The sequence below is a fragment of the Mesorhizobium kowhaii genome, from assembly GCF_042431665.1.
Lineage (GTDB): Bacteria > Pseudomonadota > Alphaproteobacteria > Rhizobiales > Rhizobiaceae > Mesorhizobium > Mesorhizobium kowhaii.
In genome coordinates this window covers 1-1,631 of record NZ_JBHLYT010000166.1, presented here as the reverse complement: position 1 = coordinate 1,631, position 1,631 = coordinate 1, and the positions used below count along the sequence as shown (strand labels likewise).

General features: G+C 64.2%; 2 protein-coding genes. One reads left to right on the top strand and one right to left on the bottom strand.

Annotated features, from left to right (window positions below):
• Nucleotides 1-127: 127 nt before the first annotated feature.
• Complete coding sequence (locus ACFFNA_RS36850) at nt 128-1,471, top strand: IS1380 family transposase (protein ID WP_378924955.1); 1,344 nt, start codon at nt 128-130, stop codon at nt 1,469-1,471.
• Here ACFFNA_RS36850 and ACFFNA_RS36845 read toward each other — a convergent pair.
• Nucleotides 1,446-1,631, bottom strand: a 186-nt coding sequence (locus tag ACFFNA_RS36845; RefSeq protein WP_378924953.1) for a hypothetical protein, incomplete at its 5' end; no start/stop codon positions are given. The two genes, ACFFNA_RS36850 and ACFFNA_RS36845, sit on opposite strands and share 26 nt — an antisense overlap.

Below are 1,631 nucleotides of genomic sequence, written 5' to 3'. Positions count from 1 at the left end.
GCTAGCCCGTCTTATGCACGACGACCCGTCTGAGAGGCTGGCGGATGTAGCTTAAGCGATTGATGTGGCGTAGGATTTTGGTGCTGAAGCCATTCCTGTCGCCCACATCTTGCGAGCCACACCCGCCATGACCGACGATACGTTGCTGCCGTTCTCGTTTCCAGCCGTTGGACGCAAGAAGATCACAGCTGCGTTTGACGGCGGACGCATCACCTCGGATGGCGGCGTGATGCTGCTGGCCGCGGCCGAGCGGCGGCTGCACCTGGCTGACAGGCTTGCCGCTGCGATCCAGGATCCGCGCGATCCAGCGCGCGTGACGCACGCCATGGCTGACATCCTGCGCGCCCGCATCTTCGCCATCGCCTGCGGTTATGAGGACGCCAACGATCTCGATCGGCTGCGCACCGATCCGGCCTTCAAGCTCGCCTGTGGTCAGCTGCCCGACAGCGGGAATGACCTGTGCTCGCAGCCGACGTGTTCGCGGCTGGAGAACCTGCCGGACCTGCGCACTGTCATCCGGCTCGGCCGGGTGCTGGTGGATCTGTGGCTGTCGAGCTATGTCGCGCCGCCCAAAAGCGTGACGCTCGACATCGATGACACGCTCGATGCCGTTCACGGCCATCAGCAGCTGTCGCTCTTCAATGCTCATTACGACGAGCGATGCTTCTTGCCGATCCACATTTACGACGCCGCGACAGGGCGGCCGGTCGCCATGATCCTGCGTCCGGGAAAGACGCCGACGGGCAAAGAGATTCGCGGTCATCTGCGCCGGCTTGTCCGGATGATCCGCGCCCGCTGGCCGAGAACCCGCATTCTGATCCGCGGTGACAGCCACTATGGGCGGGCGCAGGTCATGGCCTGGTGCGAGGATAATGCGGTCGACTACGTCTTCGGTCTGCCCGGCAACAAGGTTCTCCAGCGTCTCGTCGATGAAGTCGCCGATGATATCCGCACCCGCCGAGCGCTCGAGCACAAGCCGGCGCTGCGCGGCTACACCCAGACCCGATACAAAGCGAAATCCTGGAAGATGCATCGCCGCGCCTGCGCCCGCATCGAGGCGACCAAGCTCGGCCTCGACATCCGCTTCGTCGTCACCAACCTCGCCAACGGCTCGGCCCAGCACATCTACGACGTGGTCTATTGCCCCCGCGGCCAGGCCGAGAATCTGATCAAGATGCACAAGAGCCAGCTTGCCTCGGACCGCACCTCCTGCCGCTCACCAATTGCCAACCAGGTGCGCCTCGTCCTGCACACTGCCGCATACTGGCTGATGCTCACGCTGCGCGACGCGGTGCCCAAAACCCACCAGCTCAGCAAAGCCGAGTTCGCCACTTTGCGGCTCAGGCTCCTTAAGCTCGGCGCCCGCGTCACCGAAACCGTCTCGCGCATCCGCCTGGCCTTCGCCGCAGCCTGTCCCGAAGACAGCTTGTTCCGCGCGATCGCCATCACGCTGCAGCCGGCAGCACCATGAGCGCCGGGGCATATCGAATGCCCCCGCCGAACCCCACATCTCTACCCTCCAGCGCGTTCAACAAGTCCAGCCCAAGTCGCGGTGAAAAAGCCGCCTCAACCATCCGCGCCGGCTCGCTGGCGGCAAACGCGCAATCGCGCTCATGAATAAGACGGGCTAG

Bases quoted from the DNA above. Each gene is read 5' to 3' on its own strand.
- ACFFNA_RS36850 (WP_378924955.1), top strand. From the start codon at position 128: ATGACCGACGATACGTTGCTGCCGTTCTCGTTTCCAGCCGTTGGACGC.